General features: G+C 61.3%; 17 protein-coding genes and 1 pseudogene. 1 reads left to right on the forward strand and 17 read right to left on the reverse strand.

Annotated elements, in window-relative coordinates; genetic code table 11:
- Nucleotides 1–198 precede the first annotated feature (198 nt).
- The 14 genes and pseudogenes from H7C19_RS30985 to H7C19_RS31050 form a co-directional block, all read right to left on the reverse strand.
- Nucleotides 199–1,044 carry a Gfo/Idh/MocA family oxidoreductase gene (locus H7C19_RS30985; RefSeq protein ID WP_185672956.1) on the reverse strand — a complete coding sequence of 282 codons (846 nt, stop codon included), beginning with the start codon at nt 1,042–1,044 and terminating at the stop codon, nt 199–201.
- Nucleotides 1,045–1,083: 39 nt separating this feature from the next.
- Nucleotides 1,084–2,145: a Gfo/Idh/MocA family protein gene (locus H7C19_RS30990; RefSeq protein ID WP_185672957.1), complete on the reverse strand. Its 1,062-nt coding sequence runs from the start codon at nt 2,143–2,145 to the stop codon at nt 1,084–1,086.
- Nucleotides 2,121–3,563 carry a glycosyltransferase family 39 protein gene (locus H7C19_RS30995; RefSeq protein WP_185672958.1) on the reverse strand — a complete coding sequence of 481 codons (1,443 nt, stop codon included), beginning with the start codon at nt 3,561–3,563 and terminating at the stop codon, nt 2,121–2,123. The genes H7C19_RS30990 and H7C19_RS30995 overlap by 25 nt, the downstream gene beginning before the upstream one ends.
- Nucleotides 3,564–3,800: 237 nt before the next feature.
- Entirely contained in the window at nt 3,801–4,517 is a 717-nt protein-coding gene (locus tag H7C19_RS31000) for an N-acetylmannosamine-6-phosphate 2-epimerase (protein ID WP_185672959.1), read from the reverse strand.
- 60 nt (nt 4,518–4,577) lie between these two features.
- Nucleotides 4,578–5,408 (reverse strand): carbohydrate ABC transporter permease, encoded by an 831-nt coding sequence (locus tag H7C19_RS31005; protein ID WP_185672960.1) that lies wholly within the window; start codon nt 5,406–5,408, stop codon nt 4,578–4,580.
- Nucleotide 5,409: 1 nt separating this feature from the next.
- Nucleotides 5,410–6,312, reverse strand: a complete 903-nt coding sequence (locus H7C19_RS31010) for a carbohydrate ABC transporter permease (protein ID WP_246470118.1) — start codon at nt 6,310–6,312, stop codon at nt 5,410–5,412.
- 80 nt (nt 6,313–6,392) lie between these two features.
- Nucleotides 6,393–7,724 carry an ABC transporter substrate-binding protein gene (locus H7C19_RS31015; protein ID WP_185672962.1) on the reverse strand — a complete coding sequence of 444 codons (1,332 nt, stop codon included), beginning with the start codon at nt 7,722–7,724 and terminating at the stop codon, nt 6,393–6,395.
- 379 nt (nt 7,725–8,103) lie between these two features.
- The gene (locus tag H7C19_RS31020; RefSeq protein WP_246470119.1) at nt 8,104–8,892 is read right to left on the reverse strand and encodes a COG4705 family protein; all 789 of its coding nucleotides are present in this window, start codon (nt 8,890–8,892) and stop codon (nt 8,104–8,106) included.
- 178 nt (nt 8,893–9,070) lie between these two features.
- On the reverse strand, nt 9,071–10,750 hold the full coding sequence (locus tag H7C19_RS31025; protein WP_221469573.1) for a glycerol-3-phosphate dehydrogenase/oxidase: 1,680 nt from the start codon (nt 10,748–10,750) through the stop codon (nt 9,071–9,073).
- A 217-nt stretch (nt 10,751–10,967) separates the two neighbouring features.
- Nucleotides 10,968–11,531 (reverse strand): glycerol-3-phosphate responsive antiterminator, encoded by a 564-nt coding sequence (locus H7C19_RS31030; protein WP_185672964.1) that lies wholly within the window; start codon nt 11,529–11,531, stop codon nt 10,968–10,970.
- Nucleotides 11,532–11,635: 104 nt separating this feature from the next.
- The gene (locus H7C19_RS31035) at nt 11,636–12,580 is read right to left on the reverse strand and encodes a DNA-3-methyladenine glycosylase family protein (protein ID WP_246470120.1); all 945 of its coding nucleotides are present in this window, start codon (nt 12,578–12,580) and stop codon (nt 11,636–11,638) included.
- Nucleotides 12,581–12,701: 121 nt separating this feature from the next.
- The gene (locus tag H7C19_RS31040) at nt 12,702–13,493 is read right to left on the reverse strand and encodes a helix-turn-helix domain-containing protein (protein ID WP_185672965.1); all 792 of its coding nucleotides are present in this window, start codon (nt 13,491–13,493) and stop codon (nt 12,702–12,704) included.
- Nucleotides 13,494–13,613: 120 nt separating this feature from the next.
- Nucleotides 13,614–14,198 (reverse strand): annotated as a pseudogene (locus tag H7C19_RS31045) (GNAT family N-acetyltransferase).
- 79 nt (nt 14,199–14,277) lie between these two features.
- The gene (locus H7C19_RS31050; RefSeq protein WP_185672966.1) at nt 14,278–15,459 is read right to left on the reverse strand and encodes an MFS transporter; all 1,182 of its coding nucleotides are present in this window, start codon (nt 15,457–15,459) and stop codon (nt 14,278–14,280) included.
- Between the two features lie 311 nt (nt 15,460–15,770).
- Between H7C19_RS31050 and H7C19_RS31055 the strand changes: the two genes are divergently transcribed.
- Nucleotides 15,771–16,319 carry a superoxide dismutase family protein gene (locus H7C19_RS31055; RefSeq protein WP_185672967.1) on the forward strand — a complete coding sequence of 183 codons (549 nt, stop codon included), beginning with the start codon at nt 15,771–15,773 and terminating at the stop codon, nt 16,317–16,319.
- A gap of 53 nt (nt 16,320–16,372) precedes the next feature.
- Here H7C19_RS31055 and H7C19_RS31060 read toward each other — a convergent pair whose 3' ends face one another.
- From H7C19_RS31060 to H7C19_RS31070, 3 genes are all read right to left on the reverse strand, one after another.
- Complete coding sequence (locus tag H7C19_RS31060; protein ID WP_185672968.1) at nt 16,373–16,885, reverse strand: TetR/AcrR family transcriptional regulator; 513 nt, start codon at nt 16,883–16,885, stop codon at nt 16,373–16,375.
- A gap of 202 nt (nt 16,886–17,087) precedes the next feature.
- A complete protein-coding gene (locus H7C19_RS31065) occupies nt 17,088–17,603 on the reverse strand; it encodes a ribonuclease FAU-1 family protein (protein WP_185672969.1) in 516 nt (171 codons plus the stop codon).
- 53 nt (nt 17,604–17,656) lie between these two features.
- Nucleotides 17,657–18,337 carry a YjgB family protein gene (locus H7C19_RS31070; protein WP_246470121.1) on the reverse strand — a complete coding sequence of 227 codons (681 nt, stop codon included), beginning with the start codon at nt 18,335–18,337 and terminating at the stop codon, nt 17,657–17,659.
- Nucleotides 18,338–18,727 lie beyond the last annotated feature (390 nt).

Genomic DNA, 18,727 nt, shown 5'->3' on the forward strand with positions numbered 1-18,727 from the left:
GCGGTCGGTTGGCTGGGTCGGCGAATGTGCGTATGTAAACGACCTTCATCAGCGGTTGGCGGGTTATAGCGGAGAATGTGCGTATTGGCCGTGTCCCGGCGAAAATGCACCAAGGGACTGTCCCTCCGGGCCCGATCGGCCTTTCTGGGACAGTCCCTTTGCACCTCATCTTTATGCATCCAGCTGCAATCCGAAGCGCTAAGCCGTCGTCGGGATCGCGACCCATTCGTGCGGCGTCTGCATGGCGCGCAGGCCGTATTCGATGACCGAGACGATCGCGATCGTCTCCGCCGGCGCGACCAGCGGCTCCGCCGTCTCAAAGAACGCCGCCATCTGCCGGATAAAGACGGCGAAGAAGTCCGAATCCACCTTCAGCGTATGGGCGTGCCCCTCCCGATCGTTCAGCGTCATCGCGAACGGGCATTCCCAGCCGAAGTGATGGATCGCCGCCTGGCGGCCGTCCGCGAACCCGATCAGCAACGCCGGCGCCTCGGACGTGCCGATCGACATGACGCGGTCGGGCGATCCGCCCATGAGCGCGATCAGGGGCTCGATCTGATGGATCGCGTAGTTCTCGAAGCGGCCCGGCCCGACGCTGTGCAGGGTGGCGACTTCGAGCGCCGCCGCTTCCGCATACTCGGCAGCGTAGCGCAGCGCCGAAGTCGAACAGATCGGCGTGCCGTGCCGCGCGGCCAGCTCGAACAGTCGGATCGCCGTCTCCCGGTCGGGCGCGAACGTCTTGTCGACATAGGTCGGCTTCCCCGACCGCAGCGGGAGCTGGCAGAGCTCTTCGTGGTACTCCGGATGGTCCGGCGACAGGACGACCAGATAGTCGCTCCGTTCCACGACCGCTTCGATCGAATCCAGCAGCTCCACGCCGTGGGCCGCGCACCACTCCGCGTTCGTCTTTCCGCTCGGGGAATCGATCTTGCCGTAGGCGTAGGCGACCTGCATCCCGCCTCCCGTCGCTTCCTTGATCCAGTTCGGGTACTTCTCGGCATGCCATTCGTCCAGGAAATAATCGATGAAGCCAATCTTCTTCAAGCGGTTTCTCCTCCTCGTCTTCAAGTGGTTCCGCACCCGTCAGCCAAGCGCGATCTCGGCTCTCCGCTCGGAGGAATCGTAGATGGCCTGGAGAATCTGCGAGGTCAGAATGACCGTATCGATATGCGACGGCAGCTTTTCCCCGCTGCGAATGCCGCGCAGGAAGCTGTCGATCTCCTGCTGGAAGTGGTTGTCGTTCTTGAACTTGTGGACCGTCTCCGTGAGCGAGCCGTCCTTCGAGCTGTATACCTTGAAGTCGGCGCCGTACTGCAGCCGGATGCCGGCTTTGTCGCCGAGGAAGTCGATGTACATCTCGCTCTCGCCGATGTTCTGCGCCCAGGCGCCGTTGACCGTGATGCCGGGACCTTCGGTACGGATGAGGGCGGTGACGAAGTCGTCGACGTCGTACGTGCCGTTGTAGTCCGGCGGGCCGGCCCACATGTCCACGTAAGCGTATTTCTCCATCTCCACGCCCAGCTTGCTGTAGGCTTGGCCGGACACCGTCTTCGGACGTGGATCGCCCGAGCAGTACATGACGATATCCAGGAAGTGAACGCCCCAGTCGATCAGCGCGCCCCCGCCCGCGATCGCTTTGGTCGTGAACGCGCCGCCAAGGCCCGGAATGGAACGGTGCGCGCGGAAGCTGACGTAGACATGGTAGAGCTCCCCCAGTTCGCCGTCCGCGATCAGCTTCTTGATCTTGTTCACGCCCGTATTGAAGCGGTTGACCACTCCGATGTTCAGCACCTTGCCCGTCTCGTGCTGAACCTTCTGCATCTCCAGCGCTTCGTCGTACGTCCGCGCCGCCGGCTTCTCGCACAAGACATGCTTGCCCGCGCGCAGGCAGTCGATGGAGATCGACGCATGGACGTCGTTCGGCGTGCAGACGGACACCGCTTCGATCTCCGGGTCGTTCAGGACCGTCCGATAGTCCGCGACGGCTTGGCCGACGCCGTATTTCTCGACTGCCTGCTCGGCGCGCTCCAGCCGGATGTCGCAGAAGTATTTGATCTCCGCGTTCGGATTGGCCATATAGGCGGGAATGTGCGCGGAGTTCGCGATCGTGCCGCAGCCGATTACAGCGACCTTGATTTTTTCCATGGGGAATGCCTCCAATTCGGGATATGTTGTCTTGCGGTCTGCATCCATTGATGGACGGTATAAATGCCGAAGCTTTGCAGCAGCACGAAGGCGGGCATCATGTCGAGACGGTAGCGCGTCTGTATCTCGATGACGAGATGAATCGCGGCGTAGCCGACGAGGAGCAGCGCGAACAACGCATAGCCCCTCTCCTCCGCCCGCCTGCGCAGAAGCGCGAGCGCGCCGATGACGCCGAAGGCCGCCATCGCCAGGTAGAACGCGCGCTCCGCCCGATTGAAGTCCGCTTGCAGCTGCGCTTGCTTCGTCTGATAGAGGCTCCAGTAGGCGGAAGCGTCGTCGGCGCCCCAGAGGAGGCGGGCTTTGTCCCAGAGCAGCGACTTCAGCTCGACCGTGCGCAGCCGCTCCCGGAGGAGCGTTAGTTCCGCCTCGTCGCGGACGGACCCGAGCGGGAACGAGAGCGCGTAGTCCGTATCCGCCTGGGACCAGCCGCCCGTCGTCTCGCGGTTGAGCCCGACCATGAACTTCCAGTAGGGCTCCTGGGCCGCGAGCGGGTAGCGCGCGATGCCCGCGCCGATCAACAGCTGTCCGACCAGCTGCAAGACGACGAAGTAGACGACGGCGAGCCCCGCCAATCGGGCGAGCAGCACGGTCCGGCGCGCGTTCTCCGGCCGGCGGACGAGCCAGACGAGTCCGTAGACGACGGCCGCGACCACGTAGAACGCGCCTAGCGGCCGAATGATCTGTCCTGCGGCGAAGAGCAAGCCGATCCACAGCCAGCCGAAGCGCGAACGCAGCCGCCCGGTCGCCAGCAGGCCGCAGCCGAGCGTGAACAGCAAGGTGGACAGATGCTGATTGGTCAGCACGGAACACATCATGATGTTCGGCAGGTAGAAGGCGTAGAGCAGCGCGGCGATTCTGCCGCAGTAGGCGTTGAAGCAAGCCTTGCCGATCCGGTATACGACGACGGCCGTCGCCGCGCCGAAGACGGCGTTCAGTAACTTCAAGACCAGCACCGAAGCGCCGAACAGCTTCACGACGACCGTCTCGTACAGCGTAAAGCCGACCAGATAGGCCCATCTGCTGAAGTATTCGTTGCCGGCAAAGGAGAAGTCCCCGCCGGCCCCCCGGACCGCCGCGTCGTACATGTCTTTGAAGTCCGAGACGGGCGGCGTGTCGATCCAGAGCACCCAGCCGAGACGGACCGCGAGACTCGCCGCGACGAGCAAAAGCAAGAAAGATTTCGGCCCCAGCCTGCGGGCGGCGGCCGCGCCGGCGATTAGGATCGCCGCCATCGCGACGGCGGCCCAGACGATCGCCTTGATATAGCTCCCGCCGAAGTAAGCGGCCGCAAAAGGCAGCGATTGAATCAGCGCCCACATATACAGCAGCGCGCTGCCGATCGTCAACGCCGGCGTCATGGACCATCCGCCTCCCCTACCGGCTGCCTCGCGACCGATGCCCGTCCCCGGCATTCCGCGACCGCGCCTTGGCTTCGCATCGCCCTCTTCGCCCGCCGTTCCGCCGCGCTTCGGCCACGCCGCGCCTCTCGCGGCGGCTGCCTCGCAGTCATCTTCCGCGCGCAGCTCCGCATCGCGACGGCTTCACCGCGGCCGCGCTTGCGATTCCGCCCGTGCGCATCCGCACTCGGCATGAGATCAGCCCCTCTCGACTTGACTTCGGTCGCGGACGTGCGAGATCTCGTCCACGAACTTGCGGGTCATGACGTGCGGCCGAGTCAGCGCCGTGCCGACGACGACGGTATGCGCGCCGTTCTCCAGGCAGCGCCTCGCTTGCTCGGGCGTATGAATCCGCCCTTCGGCGAATACCGGTACGCGGATGCTGCGGCTGAGCGCCGCGATGAGCGCGTAGTCCGGATCGCTCGTCTGCGGGCTATAAGGCGTGTAGCCAGACAGCGTCGTCGAGACGATGTCGAAGCCCAGCCGTTCCGCCTGGATGCCTTCTTCCAGCGTAGAGACGTCCGCCATCAGCAGCGCGTCGGTCTCCCGCTTCAAGTACGAGACGACTTCCTGGAGGCTCTCGCCTCCCGGGCGTCTGCGGGCAGTCGCGTCAAGCGCCACGATGTCGGCGCCGGCCGTCACGACCGCCATCGCATCGGCGCGAGTGGCGGTGATGTAGACGTCCGAGTCCGCGTAGACCCGTTTCCAGAGACCGATCACGGGCACTTTGACGGCTTGCTTGATCGCGCTGATATCGGGCGGCGAGTTCGCCCGGATCGCCAGCGCGCCGCCTTCCAGCGCCGCGAGCGCGAACCGGACCATGATCTCGCTGCCGTAGGTCGCATCGCCCGGATAGGCCTGGCAGGATACGACCATGCCTCCTCTTAAACCCGTTAAGTCGATTGTTTTGCTCATATGCACTCACCGGCTTCTATGGAAGTATGTTGGATCCGCAGCGGCAAGGACGTTTTCCCCCTACCCTTTGATACCCGTGAGCGCAATGCCTTCGATGAATTGCTTCTGCGCTAGGAAGAACAGGACGATAATCGGAACCGTGAACATGGCGGAAGCGGCCATCAATTGCTCCCATTCGACGTAATGCGTCTGCATGAACGCGTACAGGCCGAGAGACAAGGTATACGTCCGCTCGTCGTTCAAGTACAGCAGCGGGCCCAGGAAGTCCGACCAGGTGCTGAGGAAGACCAGGACCCCGACCGTCGCGATGACGGGCTTGCAGAGCGGCAGCATGATCTGCGCGTAGATCCGCATCTCGGAAGCGCCGTCGATTCGCGCCGCCTGGACGAGCGAATTCGGGATCGTCATGAAGAACTGCCGCATGAGGAAGACATAATATCCGGCGCCCGCGCTCAGGAAGGCCGGGAGCACCAGCGGAACGTAAGTGCCGATCGCGCCGAGCTTGGACCATACGATATAGAGCGGCACCATCGTGACTTGATACGGCAGCAGCAACGTAGCCAGCACGACGGCGAACAGCGGCTTCTTGCCCCGCCACTCGATATGCGAGGTCGCATAAGCGACCAACGGCGCGGAGATCAGCAGTCCGGCGACCGTCAATAAAGTGACCAGCAGCGTATTCGCCGAGAGCCGCACGAAGTCGATCGTGTGAAAGACGTCCGCATAGTTCTGCCAGCGCGGCGCCGACGGGAAATAGAGCGGCTTCGTGACGAACAGCTGGTCCTTCGACTTCAGCGAAGTGGACAGCAGCCACAGCAGCGGCGCGGCGAAGACGAGGCTGAGCAGGACGAGCAGCGTATAGGGTACGACTTTCCTTTTCACCAAGGTCATCTCAATCGCCTCCGTATGTGACCCATCGCTTGGAAGATCGGAAGACCAACCAGGTTACGAGGGCGGTAATGATGAACAGAACCCACGCCATGGCGCTCGCGTGCCCCATCCGGAAGTCGACGAAGGCTTCCCGGTACAGCAGGATTGCATAGAAGAGCAGCGACTTCTCCGGCCCGGCCATCGTCTGGTCGGCGCCCGAGTTCGTCAAGGAGGCCAGCATGAACGCTTGCGCGAAATATTGGAAGTAGACGATCAGGCTCATGACCAGCTGGAACAAGATAATCGGCGAGATGCTCGGCAGCGTGATCGAGAAGAACTTCCGCACGGAGCCGGCCCCGTCGATGTCAGCCGACTCGTAGAGGCTGCGCGGCACGTCCTGCAGCGCCGCCAGGAAGATAATCATGACGCCGCCGGAGCCCCAGGCCGTCATGAGGATGAGCGAAGGCTTGGTCCAAGCGGCGTCCAGCAGCCAGTTGGGCCCTCTCAGACCCGCCAGATCCAGCAGCGAGTTGATCAGACCGCTCTTCGGATTCAGCACCCACATCCAGACGAGGGACGAGGCGATGACCGGGACGATGGACGGAATATAGAAGAATGTCCGGAAGATGGACTGACCTTTCACCTTCAGGTTGAGCAATTGCGCGGTAAGCAGTCCCGCGATCAAGCTGACCGGCGTCGCGAGCAGCACCATGTACAGCGTGTTGAGGATACTCTTGGATACTTCTTTCTCTTGGAAAATCCACTTGTAGTTGTCCAGGCCGACCCAGGCGAGCGGCTTGAAGAGGTTAAAGTCGGAGAAGCTGTAAACCAGAGAGGCCCCGGTGGGATACAGCGTGAACACCAGCAACCCCAAGATGAACGGAGCGGAAAATAAAAGCCCCGTAAGATTCGCTTTCCTGCGCATTTTCCCGTCCTCCATCCGGTGAACCGCGCTCGCGCCGAGCCGGCGCAAGCGCGATCCGATGAATTAACTGCTTAGCCGAACTACTTGTCGAGGAGCTCTTGCGCCCGCTTCTGCATGGCCGCGATGCCCTCTTCCGGCGTCTTCTTCAGGTTGAAGACCGCTTCGCCCTCTTCCTTCACGACTTTGTTCAAGAGATCGGGCAGCTGCGCGATGTTCGGCAGCGCTTTGACGTTGGCGTTCTGCGCGAACTCCATGAACTTGTCGGCATCCGCGATCGTGCCGAACACCGGGTCCTTCATCGAAGTCGTGCGCGCCGGGATATTCCCCATGCCGCCCATGACCTTCGCGAGCTCCGGCGCCGAATACATGAACTTCATGAATTCCCAGGCGCCGTCGACGTTTTTGGAATTTTTGGCGATGTAGAAGATCGAGCTCTGCGCTTCGTTGCTCCCCGCCAGGTCTGCGTGTCCGTCCAGGTAAGGAAGCGGCGCGAGTCCGTAATCGAGCTTGATGTTGTTGTTCGCCATGAACGTCGACAGCCACGGTCCGTCGAAACGGAACGCCTGCTTGCCGGACATGAACGGGTCGGTCGGATCGAGCCATTTCCCCGTCGCCTGAACCTGTTTGATGTTGTTCACGCCGAATTGCTTGTTATAATCATAGATAGCTTGAAGCGCTTCCAGGGCACCCGGCTGGTCGAACGTCGCCTTCTTCCCGTCTTGGGACACGTACGTGCCGCCGAAGCCGTAGGTCAGCGCCTGGAACGGGAAGCCCGGGTAAGACGGGAAGCCGAGCACTTCGATCTCGCCGTTGCCGCTCGTCTTCGTCAGCTTCGTCGCCATCTCGATCAGCTCTTTGCTGGTCTTCGGCGGCTCGGTGTAGCCCGCGTCCGCCAGCAGCTTCTTGTTGTAGAACATGCCGTTCATGTTGATGTTGAGCGGCAGCGCGAACAGCTTGCCGTCATACTTGCCTTGCTCGAGCGTCGCGGGCACGAAGTCGGACATGTCGTATTTGTCTCTAGCGATCAAGTCCTCCAGCGGAAGGGCGATTCCTTCCTTCGCGTACTGGGCGACGTTGCTGGCGAAGGAGTCCGTGAGATCCGGACCTTTGCCGCCGGCGATGGCGACCTTGATCTTCTGTTCGTCCGGCACGGACAGGCCTTCTACCGTGATCTTGTCTTGGCTGTCGTTGAACCGTTTGATGACGTCCTCGATGACTTGCCCCTCTTTGCCGCCCCAGAGATACCAGACCGTGACTTTCGATTTCTTGCCGCCTGCGCCGCCCCCGTTGTCCGAGCCCCCCGACGAAGCGTTCTTGTCGCCGTTGCCGCCGCAGCCGGACAGCACCATGCCCGTGGCGAGCAGCAGGGTGATTCCGGATAACGCGGCCTTGCCGTACCTGGTCTTGTTCATTCGCTAACCTCTCCTTGTGGGTAATTTGCGGATGTAACAGAGTCATCTAGCGAAGGATCGCTGCTAGAAACGAAAGCACTTACAAATCCGATTATAAGGGCCCTTTTGAATTATGTAAATATATTCTCCAATATTTTATTTATAAAAAGATTATTCCTCCATTTTGAGTGAAAACCTGCTAAGCAAGGCGCGAGAAAGCTTGGGGAATGTCTATAATGCGCCTAGCAGCCGGCGGAATAAAAATCCAAATAGAACCCACAGCGGTGCGGGTTCATTATGGGCGGTTGCGTACTCCATACGGTGCCAGGCATCGTAACATCGCAAAAAAACGACCGCCCCCGCTGCATATCGGAGACGGTCGTTTGTTCGTTCATGCTCTTCAACCTTCGTGTTGCACGGAGACGACGTCTCGCTTGGTTCTCGTCAGGTAGAGGACCAGTGCGAGGATCGTGACGAGGAAAAAGATGTTAATGCCGGTCGTTCCCCATCCGAGTCCCCCTTCGTCGCGCGGCTGCGACAGATAATCGCCGACCGAAGCTCCCAGCGGACGGGTCAGGATATACGCGATCCAAAACGCGAGAACGGCGTCCAAGCGGAGCGCATAGTAAGCGAACGTGACGATCCCGATCAGCGCGACGAAGATAAGCGCCGATACCCCGTAGCCTAAGTTCAATCCTTCCGAGAACCAATCGCCTGCCGCCGTGCCCAGCGCGAAGGTGAACAGGATGGCCAACCAATAGAACCCTTCCCGCTTGGCGGTGTAGATGGAGTGGATCGAGAGCGTCTTCTCGCTGGCGTACCAAGCCCAAAAAGTCGCGGCCAACGCCAAGCCGAAGATCAAGGTGGTCAACGCCAACGGAACGCCGAAGTTATCGGTGAGGTTGTCCGTGATGAGCGTGCCCAACACGCTAATGAGCAGAACGGCAAGCCAGTAAATGCCGGCCGTGTACTTCTTGGACCGGAATTGCAGGATCAGCGCGATTACCAGAAACCCGCCCATCAGCAAGGTCGTACCGGTCAATCCCCAATTCAGATTGAAGTTCAGGAAATCCGCCGCCGTCTCCCCCACCGTCGTCGCCATGACTTTGATAATCCAGAAAAAAATCGTAATCGCCGGAACCTTGCTCCACATCTGCTTGTCCTTCAACGCACCGATTGTCGCTTCCATATGCCGCATCACCCTCCATCATAATCGTACCCAGTTCCTCCTTCTAAGATAAGTGAACTTGATAAACAGCGGATGAAGCGGTTCTTAAAATTTTATGAAGGAGAGACTATGCGAAGTGACCGCAGGGCGCGAGAACCGATCGCTTTATCGATTGCCGGGATGACGCGCAAAAGCCGCATCAAGGACGACCATCGGCGGGCGTCGGATGCACGGCTTCCAGCAGGTGCAGTTCCAACTCTTCCGAGTAGGCGCGCGTCTGGTCTTCCGTATAACCGAGCTCCCGCGCCATCATACGAATCACTTCGCCCTTCCATGTCCGGACGAGCGCGATATCGAAGAACAGCGCGCCCGTCCGGCGAATAAGGAAGTCAACCGGCTTCGCCGCCATCTCGTGTTTGATCGCGTACAGCAGCGATGCGTACAGCTCCGACGGCAGCGCGCCCGCGTCGCCGCGCTCGCCGTCCGAATGCCGCAGCTGATCGTAGACCGCCGCGACGTTCGATCCGTATCGGCTGGCCAACCGTTCGGCGGTCGCTTCGGACAGGCCGCGGCGGACGCCTTCCGCCCGCCAACGGCTCACGAACGCGGCATAGCCTGCCGATCCGCCCACGTCCCCGCCGGAGACGGGCATCCGCTTGGTCGCGCACGGCCGGAACGGCCCTCCGCCCTCGCCGGTCAACTCGCGGGACAACAGATCCACGACCGTCTCCGCCATCTTCCGGTAGCCGGTCAATTTGCCTCCGGCGATCGTGAGCATGCCCGACGGCGAGCGGAAGATCTCGTCCTTCCGCGACACTTCGGACGGCGACTTGCCCTCCTGATAGATGAGCGGACGCAGCCCCGCCCAGCTCGACTCCACGTCCTGCGCCGTCAGCTTCACGCCCGGGAACATCTCGTTGGCCGCATGCAGCACGTAGTCGCGGTCGGCCTCGGTCATGGTCGGGCGAGCCGGGTCCCCTTCATAGTCCGTGTCCGTCGTGCCGACATAAGTCTTGCCGTCGCGCGGGATGGCGAACAGCATGCGGCCGTCGGGCGTGTCGAAGTAGATCGCTTGATGCAGCGGGAACCGGCGCCCGTCGAAGACGAGATGGATGCCTTTGGTCAGCCGCAGCGTCTTCCCTTGCTTGGAGCGGTCCCGTTCGCGCAGCGCGTCGACCCACGGCCCGGTCGCGTTGACGATTCTGCGCGCCCGAATCGTATAGCTGCCGCCGCCGATCCGATCGACGGCGCGGACGCCTGCAAGCCGCCCATGCTCGTAGAGCAGTTCCTCCGCTTTGACGTAATTCACCGCGTTGACGCCGGCTTCGACCGCCTTCTTCATAACCTCCAGCGTCAGCCGGGCATCGTCGGTGCGGTATTCCACGTAATAGCCTCCGCCTTTCAGCCCTTCGCTTCGCAGCAGCGGCTCCCGGTTCATCGTCTCCGCCGCGCGAAGCATCTTGCGGCGCTCGCTCCGTCTCACTCCGGCGAGATAGTCGTACAGGGCCAGACCGACCGACGTGGAGAGCTTGCCGAAGGCGCCGCCTTGATAGATCGGCAGCAGCATCCATTCCGGCGTCGTCACGTGAGGCCCGTTCTCGTAGACGATCGCCCGCTCCTTGCCCACCTCCGCGACCATCTTCACCTCGAATTGCTTCAAGTATCTCAATCCGCCATGGACGAGCTTCGTCGATCGGCTCGAAGTGCCCGCGGCGAAGTCCTGCATCTCGATCAACGCCGTGCGCATGCCCCGGCTCTGCGCATCCAGCGCGATGCCCGCGCCGGTAATCCCGCCTCCGATGACCAGCACGTCCCAGCTTTCTTGCTCCATCCCGCGCAGCCGGTCGGTTCGGCCGGCGGCTGACATCCCCTGCTCCATGACGGCAAATGCCTCCTCTATACGTCGAAGCAACAAAAAAACCGCAACCTCATCAGCTGCGCCAAAGGCGCAACCGAGCGTCGCGGTGTCTCCCGTTCTCCAACCCACTATTAACTTGTGTCTTATGATACCACAAGGTGCTTTTCTTGGAAAGCCGCTGGCGCCCAATTCTATTCTGCCCGTCTCCCGGCCTTAGCGATGAGGCAGCCGCGCGCGTCTACAGCGCTCCGTCGAAGTGCCGCCAGAGCTCCATACGGGAGGTCGTGACGGCCGAGGCACCCGCCGCGATCGCCTGCTCCACGTCCGCGACCGTGCGGATGAGACCGCCCGCGAAGATCGGAATGCCCGCTCGACCGAGCACCTCTTCGATCATGTGGGGCATAACGCCGGGAAGCACTTCGATATAATCCGGCTTGGATCTCTCGAGCAGCGCGTAGCTCTTCTCCAGGGCATGCGAATCGAGAAGGAACAGCCGCTGGATTGCGAGCAGCCCGTTCTGCTTCGTCTTCGCGATGACGCCGGCCCGGGTGGAGATGAGGCCTGCGGGCTTCATTACCTGGCAGAGGAACTCCGCCGCGTATTCGTCGTTTTTCAGACCTTCGATGAGGTCCGCATGCAGCAGCACCTTCTTGCCGCTGGCGTTCGCCATCTCCAGGATCGGCTTGATCTGGCTGATATGGCTGTCCAATAGCACGACATAGACATAGGACATCCGCATCAGCTTCTCCAAGTCCCTCATCTTCCGCACCGCGGGCAGTATCCGCTGTCCGTGAAAGGCCATCTCCCGCTCCCCCTCCTGCCGCAACGCCATTCATCTCCTGCGATTATCCCCCGGCCGCTAGGCGTCGGGGTAGCGGGAAGGCGAATTGCCGGCCCGCGCAAGCCTCAATAGAGAAAACGCCACAAATAGAACGTCGCATACGACTCCCAGCCGGTCCACCCGGCCGAGAGCGCCAAGATCTCCGGCTTGGTCGGCTTGCGTTCCATTCCGTTCAGCATCTTGATCGCATTGTGCAGGCCGACGTCGTCGACCGGAAATGCCGAGGGCATGCGGAGACAGCGCATAAGCACGTAGTTCGCCGTCCAGGGCCCGATGCCGCGTACGCCAACCAACAGCTTCTCTACTTTCCTCAAGTCATCCGTCCCGAGCAGCAGTTCCCGGCTCAGCCGGCCGTCGGCCAGGAGTTGCGCCACGCCGACGAGATATTCGCATTTCTTGACGGTCATCCGCAGATCGCTAAGATCGGCTTCGGACAAGCCGGCGATGTCTTGCGGCGTCGGAAAGGTCCAATACGTCTCGCCTTCGCAGACGACCCGGCGGCCGAATCGCTCCACCAGCCGTCTCTTCAGCGTATACGCAAACGCCAGATTGATCTGCTGGCCGAGAATCCCCCAACTGATCGCCTCGAACAAATCCGGGATCCCCATATTGCGCAGCCCGTGAAAAGCGGTCACCGCGCGATCCAGCAGCGCGTCCGTCCGCGCCAAGCGGTAGAACGGCGCCAAGTCCCGGTCCAGGTCGAACCATTCCCGGACATAACGTACGACCTCTGCTTGTACGGCGGGCGAAGGAAGCGCATCCCCCAGGAATCGAATGCGGATACCGCGTTCGATCGGGTCCTCTCGAATCTCCACGACCGGCGCTTGCGTGCCGACCGGGACGGCTTTGTAGATGCTTCCCTCATGGAAGCGATATAGGCATTCGTTCGAAGCGTTGGCTAAGTATCGGTAGTTCTCGCCGAACGAGAACAATTCGGGCACGGCGAGCCGGAGCGACGGCCCGTCCTTCCGCGCTTCCGGTTCTGCGGCTTGCCGCATCGTTTGCTCCATGCCGATCCCCCTCCGTCTGTGCGACGATCGCCGCTTCTCTAGTTGTATCACAGATCCGATCGCCGTGCCTTTCGCTATCTTGCGGTCTTATTCGGTCCGCGGCTTCAGGCAGGGCGACGGATCAACGTCGGCTAAGTTCGAGCGTTCGGCTGAGGAAGACGTTCATCAGCAGCGGCAAGGAGATGAGAATCGGCGGGTCGTCCGGCCGGGGCTCGTACAGCATCGCCTGCTGGGCGGGAACGGGCTGCCCGGGAATGACCCGGATCGGCGCTCTCGACCGGGTCCGCAAGGTGGCGTGGGGGAGCAGGATATCCATCGCCCCCATCCCCCAGGAGATCGAAGTCGCCATCAAATAATAAGTGCCCGGCCGGACGCCCGTGAACCGAAAGTCGCCCAAGGAGGAGAGCAGCGTGCCGTATGGCGGCAGACCTTCGGGAATCGGCTTGGAGAAAAGCCCGATCAATATGAACCCTTCGAAAGGAACAGACGAGGTGACGGTCCCCTGTACGCAGCCGTAATCCAGCGTCGCCGGATCGGCCGTGCGCCAATCCGTCAGCTGCTGCAAAGATCGAAAGTGCGCGTCCGTCTGCAGCGCCGAATGCCGGAATTCGGACGGCGATACGCCCACCCGCTCGGTAAATCGGGTCGTGAACGTGCCCAGGCTCTGCTGGCCGATCTCCAGCCCGACATCCCGGACGCTCAAGTTCGTGCGCAGCAGCAAGTCCTTCGCCTTCTGCAGACGCATGGACGAGACGTAGTAGAGCGGCGACAATCCGATCCGTTCTTTGAAGATGCGCGTGAAATGGTACGGACTGTAGGCGACATAACGGGCTAAACGGGATAACGGAAGCGGCTCGTCGATATGATCGCGAATAAAGGCGATTACCTCGTCCACTTCGGAATACCGTTCCATACGGCGGCTCTCCCCTTCCTCCACCTGTTGGAAATGCGAATGTATGTTCTCCGTCCATTTTATCCAATGGGATGGAAAAGAGCAACCGCGAATCGCTTCGCCTCCGCGCGCCTCGTAGACTTATCCGTTTTGACGTAAGTAACGCTCCAGCCGCGCCTTCGTCTCCGGCCACTCCCGGTCGAGGATGCTGTAGTAGACCGAATCCCGCACGTAGCCGTCCGGCAGAATCATATGGTTCCTCAGCACGCCTTCCTTGCTTGCCCCGAGCCGTTCGATCGCCCGCTGGGAGCGTACGTTGCGGGAGTCGGTCTTCAACTGGACCCGAATCGTGCCCAGCGATTCGAAGCAATGACGCAGCAGCAGAAGCTTGCAAGCCGTATTGACGTTCGTCCGCCAGACCGACGGCGTCAGCCAAGTGGAACAAATCTCCAGATTCCGGTTCGCTTCGGAGATATCGAAGAGCCGCGTGCTCCCCAAGATCCGGCCCGACGGGCGCTCCGCGATGACGAACGGCAGCGCGTTCGGCTGGGCCTACGCTTTCTGGATATAGGCCTCGGCATCGGCGAGCGTGCGGATATTCCCTTGGGTCACCGTCCAAATCTCCGGGTAGCGTCCGGCTTCGAAGAGGCCCTCGGCATGGCCGGCCTGCATGGGAATCAATTCAACGGTTTCTCCGGCGAGTACGATAGGTTCGACTGTCATCATGCTTGGATCTTCCTCCCTGTTCAGGTTCGATTGCGTTCCGGGGCTCGCAGACAAGGGCTGCCGGCAGCGGGCTGCCCGGTCAAGCGGAAAGGCCGTGCGCACCGCTCCGCCTCAGCGCCACGCTCGTCAGGATGCCGACGGATGCCAGGACGAGCGCCGCCGGAATGTAGAAGATGCGTGGCGTGACGCCTTCGATCGTCAGGGGCAGGAAGTAACCGATCAACGAGGCCGTCTGGGAGATGAAGACGTAGAGGCTCGCGCCGAAGCCGGTCCGCTGCAGGAACATCCGCTGCACAACCCCCATGGCCACGCCGTAGAGCACCGATACGAAGAAAGAATAGACCGGCTGCATGAGGAAAAAGACCGGCAGCGAGTCGACCGTCGCATAGACGAGATACGTCGCCAAGGCGAGCGCGCCGCTGAAGAGTATGACCTTCCGGCTGCCGTAGCGGGCCGCCCAGTAGCCGGCCAGCGTCATGAAGATCAGCTCGAAGATCGCCTGCGTGCTCCAGATATAGGACATGAGGCGCGGATCGCCGAAGCGCGCGTTCACGACCAGCGGCAAGTACAGGCCGCGGATCGCGTCGGCGCACAAGAGCAAGAGCAGCGCGACGAGCAGCGCGAGCGAGAACGGCTCGCCCCCTCTTGCGGGCGGCGCGCCGGGATCGGCGAGCGCTTCGCGATAGAGGAGCAGCAGCGCGAACAGCAGGACGTAGCCGGACAGGTTGCCCCAGAGGACGCCCCGGAAGGACGCGATCAGGAAGATGTTCGCGCCCAGCAGCAGACCGGCGAAGAAGCCGACGCTGTATGTCGTGCGCAGCCACAGCTGCGCCATCTCGACGATGCCGGGCTGCAGGCGGGCGAAGTGATTGCGCGCCATCGCGAACAGCTGCCCCATGATCATGCCCGAAGGCGCGACGGCGACCGACATGCCGGCCAGCGCCGTTCCGAAGCTATCGGCCCGCATATAGAGAAGAATGCCGACGATGCACAAGCCGGCCGCGACGAGCGGGATGCGCTTCTTGCGGCGAAGCTTGTCGCTGAAAAATCCGACGCTGATCGTCAGCGCCATATTCAACAGCAGGGAGACGGAGAAGACGACGGCGATCTGGCTCTTGGACAAGCCGACGTCATTCTGCAGATAGATCGCGTTCATCGGCGCGAGGATGCCGACACCGACCCCGTAGAGGAACATGGCGGCGATGAGGACCCATACCGAACGGAAACGAATGAAGGTGCGAAAATCGGAAGATATGCTCATCGGAACGCTCCTTTAGCCCGCCGGATGGCCGATAATGGCGGTATGGGCGGGCTTTGACAAACCCATTATACACCATATTATGGAGTAACATTGGACTTAAATTTCAGGAAGCGAGTCGAAATGAGAGCAATCATCCACTCCGCTGCCGCCGGCCTCGAGGGCCTCGAATATGGCGTTCTCCCGGACCGGCATCCCGGCGAAGGCGAGGTCAAAGTCCTTCGTTCCCGCCTGTCCGGTATGTTTAGACAGATTATGGTAAAGCTAAGGCCGAACCATCAATCTATCGGAACTTAGGAGGACGAACTACAGCCATGAAAATACGGATCGCAGCCCTCTGCATGAGCGCGCTCACGCTTCTCTGGGCCGGAGCCGCGGCCTATGCGCCGTCTGCCCAGGCGCGTTCGGAGACGTCGCCCGTCGTCAACGTGAAGATCGTGAATGCAAAAGGCGAAGAGATCGGCCAGGCCCGGATTACGCAGCTGCCTGGTGCCGTCCGCATCCATCTCGAAGCGAAGAATCTGCCTCCGGGCGCGCACGGCATACACTTTCACGAGACGGGAAGCTGCGAGCCGCCCGACTTTAAGTCGGCAGGCGCGCATCTGAATCCGGAGAACAAGCAGCACGGCTTCCACAATCCGAAGGGCTTTCATGCCGGCGACCTGCCGAACATCCAAGTCGCGGCGGACGGCACGGTCAATGCCGACGTGGAGAGCAAGCACGTCACCCTGGCCAAAGGCACGGCCAACTCGCTCCTGAAGCCGGGCGGCACGGCGTTGGTCATTCACGACAAAGCGGACGACTACGTCACGGATCCCACCGGCAATTCGGGCGACCGCATCGCTTGCGGCCGCATTCAATAGTCCCCCGCGACGACGCATCCCCGAAGCGCAGCGCTTCGGGGATGCGGGCGTTCTTATTCTTCTTTGAAGCGCATCAGCTCCGGGAGCCCCAGCACTTCCGCCATCGTGATGAGCAAGCCGAGTCCGATGAATTCGCTCGCTTCCGCCTCGGCGTCCGGGAGGCCCGCCATTCGGATCCGTCCGGCCAGCAGCGCGTGAATGTCGCGGAACATCTGGCGGACCAGCTCGCGGATCGACGGTTCCGCGATCACGTGCGACTGCATGACCATCAGCATCTCGTCCCGGCGCGTCTCCAGGATGTGCATGAACGCGTCGCCGAGCGCGATCAGCAATCGGTCGGCAGGCGCCTGCACTTCATCGAACGCTTCGTAGAGACGGAGAATCGAACGCTCGATGACGGCTTTATAGAGCTCTTCCTTGTTTTTGAAAAAATGAAACACGTACGGCTGCGTCACGCCCACCGCTTGCGCCACTTGAGCGGTCGTGGTCTTGTAGTAGCCCCACTCCGCAAAGATGGCGACCGCCTTGTCCAAGATCTGTTCCTTGCGGTCTTCCCGAACGGCCATGGCCCTCACCCGACTTCGATTGATTGATGAATAAAACAATAATCGGGCGGCGGGAGATTGTCAAATTCGGGCTTCCGCGCACGGATGGGCGAACCCGCCCCTCTCGCGCCCAGGGAGACGAATCGTCTAAGGAGCGATGATCCGCGTGAGCCTGGGCTCTTGCGATTCGTTCGGAACGGGGCGAATCCGCGTTCGCGCAGGGTTATCGGATGCTGCCGCTGGCGATGAGACGATACGTTTCCCGATCCAGATACCGCATCGTATCCGAGATCGAGTCGGTCAACGCCTTCAGATGCCGTTCGACGCTGCCGCCCTCGAATTCGGGCATCGGCGACGGAAGCTCCTCTTCGTCGAGCACGACGTAGGATCCGTCCGGCATCGCCAGCACGTCCACGATCATGTCGTGAAACGTCACGGCATCGTCGGTGACGACGGTTCGTTCGACGAGATTGAAGTACGTGCCCAGGTACACGCCCTCGGGATTCAGCCAGTAATAGGCGTTGTAAGGCCGGTCCAGCCAATAATAGGCGACGGTATAAGCGCCTGCAGGGATGCACAGCTCTTCGTCTCCCTGCTTCATGCAGAAGGCTTCGCGCACTTTGTGCAAGAGGACGAGCTCGTCACCGGATTGCCGCAGCCGCACGCATGGATACGACTTTTTCGTGCCGTCGTATTTGATCGCATGTTCGGTGAATGTCCGGGTATCCGCATTCTCCATGGTCTCCCCCCTTTCGGTCTCTCTATGTCTATACCCGCCTGGACGGCGAACGATTAACCCGCCATATTGTTGACGGCATCCTGCGGGGAGAAGACGGAGATGTGGTCGACCTGTCCGGTGGACTTCGGAATGACGAACTTCAGCTGGAATTGCTTGCCCGCGTTGTAGACATAGATCGCGTCGTCCCCGTTCTTCGTCGTGTCCGCCGGCTTGCCCAGCGTGCGCTCGATCTGTTTGAGCGTCAGCTTCTGCAGCTTCGGGTCGCTGGAGCGCACGTCGAAGATCTGGCTGCCCTTGTTGAAGCCGATGACGGCGTTCTTCTTGGCGTAGGTGGCATAGATGCCTTTGCCCGCCGCTTCGGTCTTGTCGGCTTTGCCCCAGTCTTTCTCCACGTCGTCGATGAGGCCGGTATGCGCCGCGTAGGCGATGCCGGGCGCCCGCCCTTTCTGCGCGAGCTTCAACAGCTCCTTCAGCTCCGCGCCGGTATCGTCCGTTTCCGCGGTTCTGGCCGGGGGCGAAGCAGGCGGCTTCGTGCCGGTTCCCGCGCCGGCGCTCGGCGTCGGATCGGTGCCGGGCAACGGGTCGGACGCGACGGGAGAGGTGGCGGAAGCCGATGGAGAGGCCGGTGGAGACGCCGCTCCGTTGCTGCCGCCGTTGCCGGAGGCGCAGGCCGTCATGGCGAATACGCCGGCGAGCGCAAGGGAGAACGCGAATGTCTTCAGATGCGATTGCATAAATCAATGCTCCTTTGCGTATGGAATGTCTGTGTTGTAGGTTTAGACGTAAACCTTCGCGCAAAGGTTACCGCCGATTTCGGCAAAGCCACCTCCCAGATCAAGCCAGCTCGGCCGCAGCTCGGTCCGAATGTCGCATCCCATGACGTCCGTCCCGATGCCAAGCAAAAAAAGCTTCGCCGTCCTTGGAAGAGGGCGAGACGTTTTGATCGGAGGTCATACAGAAAGGAATAGGCGTGAAACTTAAAAATGCTGGATGCCAAAAAAAGAGCGAAAGCCGAACGAGCATTCGGCTCGTTCGGCTTGCGCCCGGTATCGTTCATGCGGCTGTATCCGCGATATTCCCGCCGCTTGAGAGGCCACGCTAGACGGCATCCAACGCTTCGTTCC

The organism is Cohnella nanjingensis (assembly GCF_014212125.1).
GTDB classification, from domain to species: Bacteria; Bacillota; Bacilli; order Paenibacillales; family Paenibacillaceae; genus Cohnella; species Cohnella nanjingensis.